Annotated in this window: 5 protein-coding genes; 2 read left to right on the top strand and 3 right to left on the bottom strand. The window is 42.6% G+C overall.

Annotated features, from left to right (window positions below):
• Window positions 1-125: 125 nt before the first annotated feature.
• Window positions 126-428, bottom strand: a complete 303-nt coding sequence (locus IQ234_RS19950; RefSeq protein WP_228008634.1) for a hypothetical protein — start codon at window positions 426-428, stop codon at window positions 126-128.
• A 436-nt stretch (window positions 429-864) separates the two neighbouring features.
• Window positions 865-1,785: a LysR substrate-binding domain-containing protein gene (locus tag IQ234_RS19945; protein WP_193958353.1), complete on the bottom strand. Its 921-nt coding sequence runs from the start codon at window positions 1,783-1,785 to the stop codon at window positions 865-867.
• Between the two features lie 146 nt (window positions 1,786-1,931).
• Between IQ234_RS19945 and IQ234_RS19940 the strand changes: the two genes are divergently transcribed.
• Window positions 1,932-2,615 carry a cadmium resistance transporter gene (locus IQ234_RS19940; RefSeq protein ID WP_193958352.1) on the top strand — a complete coding sequence of 228 codons (684 nt, stop codon included), beginning with the start codon at window positions 1,932-1,934 and terminating at the stop codon, window positions 2,613-2,615.
• A 322-nt stretch (window positions 2,616-2,937) separates the two neighbouring features.
• Window positions 2,938-3,372: a YidH family protein gene (locus IQ234_RS19935; protein ID WP_193958351.1), complete on the top strand. Its 435-nt coding sequence runs from the start codon at window positions 2,938-2,940 to the stop codon at window positions 3,370-3,372.
• Between the two features lie 10 nt (window positions 3,373-3,382).
• On the opposite strand, the gene IQ234_RS19930 is transcribed toward IQ234_RS19935, so the two are convergent.
• Window positions 3,383-4,180, bottom strand: a complete 798-nt coding sequence (locus IQ234_RS19930; RefSeq protein ID WP_110579195.1) for a sulfite exporter TauE/SafE family protein — start codon at window positions 4,178-4,180, stop codon at window positions 3,383-3,385.
• Window positions 4,181-4,625: the final 445 nt, after the last annotated feature.

Genomic DNA, 4,625 nt, shown 5'->3' with positions numbered 1-4,625 from the left:
CAGGATATACTCCACAAAAGCGTTTAAACTCTTCTGGATTCAAATTTTTTACTTTTTCGTAAGTCATTGTTTTTCTGAGTGTTTTACTTTATTTTACATAATCAGTTCCTATTTTTGCAGGAGGTCTAATAGTAAAATTGGCAGAGGTTGTGTATCCGATCGAGTTCGGGGATGCGCTGTTGTCTTACCTTCAAGATCGCGCTCTGGAAGGCTCCCCCATAGGCGTAATCGTCGATGAGCTTTTTAAGTTTCTTTGTGATCGGCTGCTTCGGCTCGTACACCGCGCTATCGGGGGGTAGCTCGTTAAGGAATTTCGGACCCTGGGGGATTGATGATGAAACTCCCTGTTCGTTCAGGTGCTGGGCCTCGCGCGCCGACAACGGTTTCCATTTCAACCGGCCATAACTCGGGTTGTGATTTGTGTTCATGCCATTTTCCTCTTGTTGAACATCAAACTATCTATCTAAAATCTCCACAAACAGGAGAAACTTAGTTGTTTTTTCCTATCGGTGGAAACGTTATTAATTATAGCTTCTGGCTCATAGGCGAACCCCAATTGCCTGAGATAATATTAGGTCGAGGTCTATACCTAATACTAAATCCGTTGAGCATAGGCTACATATCAGGATAGCCACTCATGCAAAAGTGAGAATAAATAATCATTTTTTAATAACCAGATTTAGTAAGTAGGTAGGTGTTAAAAGTTGTCAGACACCCCTGAGAGGGGGGCAGGGGGGATCAGAGGCAAAATCTATCTTCAATTTAATTATAACTACTTACTTATAATCTCTTTTTTTGCCAAAGATAATTTCCCTTGCATATCTTTATTTTTGCTCAGGTTAATTTTCGGTGATTGCTATCAGATTACAACATCTGCTCGAAAACTTGACAGATGCGGGGTTGAAAGCGCTGACGGTGTTTTATTTTTAAAAAAGGGCGCGTAAATTCGAGATAGCGAGGGGATAAACCGGAAGTATCGATGACTCGAATCGATCGCAATGTGCCTAATTGTAATTCCTTTTGAACCATCAATTCGGAAATACCGGCAGCAGCCGAACTATTCTCGATGATTGCCTTCACCATTTCTCCGGTATTTAACAGCAAAGTCACCTTTAATGTCCGTAAATCGATACCCCAATTCCGTAGCGCTTCCTCGAATCTTTGTTGAGTTCCCGATCCCGATTCTCGCATTACCCAAGGGGTTTCCACTAATTCGGGTAATTCGATCGCTTCTCTTTTATACCAAGGATGAGAACGTCCGACAATAATTAATAGGCGATCGCTGCCGACGATCTCCTGTTCTAAACAATTTGTTAAATCACTCTTGACTTCTCCCTCGATTAATGCTAGGTCAAAACGTCCGTTAGCCGTACCCAGACAGATTTCTTCCGTATTAGCTAGGGTGCAGTTGATCTTAATTGCCGGATAGCGCTCCTGAAAATCGCTAATTTTTGCCGGCAGCCAATAGTTACCAATAGTCAAACTCGACCCTAATTGTAGTTCTCCCCGTTGCAAGTCGTTAAATTCCGCCAGTCCCCTTTCTGTCAAAGTTACCTGGGTAAGAATGCGTTGCGCTTCTAATTGCAGTAAACGTCCTGTTTCCGTGATCTCGATATGACGACCGACGCGATGGAATAATTTCACCCCGTATTCATTTTCTAGGGAGGCAATGGCGGCACTGACAGCCGGTTGGGTGATATATAAAGCTTCTGCTGCTTTGGTGAAGTGGAGATGTTCCGCAGTCGCTAGAAAGATTTCTAGTTGATCTAGGGTCATTCTGGCCATGGCAAGGGGTTTTCCGTCTCTATTGGTCTTTCCATCATTTTAATTTATTAAATCAACAAGAAAGAATATTTGATTTTATTAATGGCTCTTTCTAGAGTGGAAGTAGGGCGATCGAGATCAGAAGACCCGATTAAGAAAAAAATCCTATGACTACCATGATTACTGCCATATCCACAGCAATAGCGGCCTTTATTGCCACCAATCTCGATGACATCCTGATTTTGACGATTCTTTTTACCCAAGTCAATCAACTTTTTCGCCGTCGTCATATCGTTATTGGTCAGTATTTAGGCTTTATCCTGCTGATTTTGGCCAGTTTAACTGGCTTTTTCGGGAGTTTCTTGATTCCAGCTCAGTGGATTCGTTTTCTCGGCCTGTTACCCGTGATTTTCGGGATTCGGAGTCTCTGGCAGCGAGAAGAAACCGAGACGGATAATCATCTGGAGGTGGCTGTAGGATCAGCAGCGTCTTCTCCTTTGGCGGCCTGGTTTTCTCCTCAAACCGGTGCTGTGGCGGCAATTACCATCGCCAATGGCAGCGATAATATCGGCATTTATCTGCCGCTGTTTGCTAGTAATACCTGGCCAAATTTAGTCACTATCGTCAGCGTTTTTCTGATCTTGGTGGGTGTTTGGTGTTTTACTGCTCATCAGTTAACCCAATTACCGGCGATCGCTAATTTAATTACCAGTCACGGCAGCCACTTTGTCCCCTGTGTGTTGATCGGTTTGGGTGTATTTATAATCAAGGAAAGTCTTCCCCTCGCTTTCTTGGCCTTGTCCTTAAGCTATGGATGGACGCTTTTTCAGCAACAAGCAGAATCTATTTAGGGTTTGCGGCAAAAAGTTTTTCCTGGGGGCAGGGTGTAGGGTGTAGGGTGTAGGGTTTTACCCATTTTCAGGGAAAAAGTCCAGGAATTTTCCCCCCGATCACTCCAATGTCCGGTACTTTTGGATTTCAAAAAGGGCTAAAAGTCTTATCGAACAATGTTTTTAGATTTATTTAGCCAACCCTATTTAATTTCCAATTCAATACAAATACATTTAAAAAGAGATTTTAGATTTTTTCCATACCATCTATAACTCAAGTGCCATACAATAACATCATCTTCTCAAGCGGTCAACTTGAAACCGACCCCTAGTCATCTCGATCATGTTATTTTTTCTTAAATCACCAGTGACGGAAAGCAAGACAAGCATTGAACCGAAAAAAGTCAATCCCAATCGAGTCCGCGATCATCTGGCCAATGAACGCACCTATCTGTCTTGGATGCGAACGGCGATCGCATTAATGGGTTTTGGTATGGTTATCCTGCGTTTACGGGCCTTTCATCCTCCCCTGGTTCCCCGTCCCGGTTATGGCTGGAAATTAGGCTTAATGTTTGCTTTAGTGGGTTTATTGACCGTATTTTTGACCACGGCCCATTATTTTACAGTCAGACGAGATATAGATGAAGATACCTACGAACCAGCCGATCGATGGGTGGTACTATTTAGTTTAGCGATCGTTATTCTCGGTGCGGGAATTATCTATTTTGTCGCCACCAGTCCCGATCTGTTGATCGGTAGCATGATGACTTTCGAGTAAACTCTGGGGATTAGGTGGGTTGGAGTAAGCGCCAACTGACCGTGACTAGAACCGTATAAAGCAGTATTTTTAGGGCATTTTTGGGCAAATATTCCGATAATCTTGCTCCCACTACCACCCCCGGTATTGCACCTAACCAGATGGGAAGTACCAGATTCCAATCTACCGTTCCTAATCCCAGATGACCGATGGAAGTACAGGTTAAGAGGATGGACGCTTGCGATAGATCTGTACCGACTAATTTGCGAGAATCAAGGTGAAAAAAGGTCATCAAGACCAATGCAAACAAGGAACCACTGGAAATACTGGTTAAACCGACTAGATAGCCTAAAACTGCCCCTAATACCGTTGTTTTTATCTGACCGGAGCGAGTGGTTAAATCTAATTTTGGCCAGGACCAAGGGGACAAATCGGGAAAAAATAAGGAGATTAGTAGTTCTAGGGCCGCTAGGACGGTTACGATCATCAAGACAAGACCGATGATATGAGGCAACCATTGATCGAGATTGAGGGAGCTATTCTGCTGAAAATAGCGAAAACCGACTAATCCTAACATAGAACCGGGTACACTGCCAATTACTAGCCATTTTACCACCTCTAACTCGATCGTTTGCTGTTGCCAGTGACGAACAGTGCCGACCACTTTCATCAATCCGGCCGCTACCACATCGGAACCCACTGCGGTGGTAGCGGGAACCTGAAATACAAAGATCAATAGGGGTGTAATCAAGGATGAACCGCCAATTCCCGTTAATCCCACGATAATTCCGATAAAAAAGCTAAATATTGTCAATAAAGAATAGTCCATTTTTGCCTCAGTCGTCTCTCTTCTCCAGTGCGTTTCTGGTGGTTAAGGGACAAAATTAGTTAATTAAGCCTTTAAAACAGCGAAAAAGAGTAATAGTAAGCTTTTATCGCTGTTTAATCTTTTTAGTCTCCGTTTATAACCAGTAATCTCCCGAATCGAAACTTAATTTTCTTGCTATCTTGTAAAATGTAATTGTATTTTAATACGAGTGAGATTGAATCATAGTTAAAATACGGTCAAACCCTATACATTTTTTGCCAGAGGATTAGTCACCGTGAGTATCATCATCGAGCAAGTATCGAAGAAATTCGGCACCTTAGACCTCCTGCAAAAATAGGAACTGATTATGTAAAATAAAGTAAAACACTCAGAAAAACAATGACTTACGAAAAAGTAAAAAATTTGAATCCAGAAGAGTTTAAACGCTTTTGTGGAGTATATCCTG

Origin of the sequence: Microcystis aeruginosa LEGE 91341 (assembly GCF_015206885.1) — a bacterium.
GTDB classification, from domain to species: domain Bacteria; phylum Cyanobacteriota; class Cyanobacteriia; order Cyanobacteriales; family Microcystaceae; genus Microcystis; species Microcystis aeruginosa_H.
Note: the sequence above shows the minus strand (reverse complement) of the source record. Positions and strands in the feature narration are given on the sequence as shown.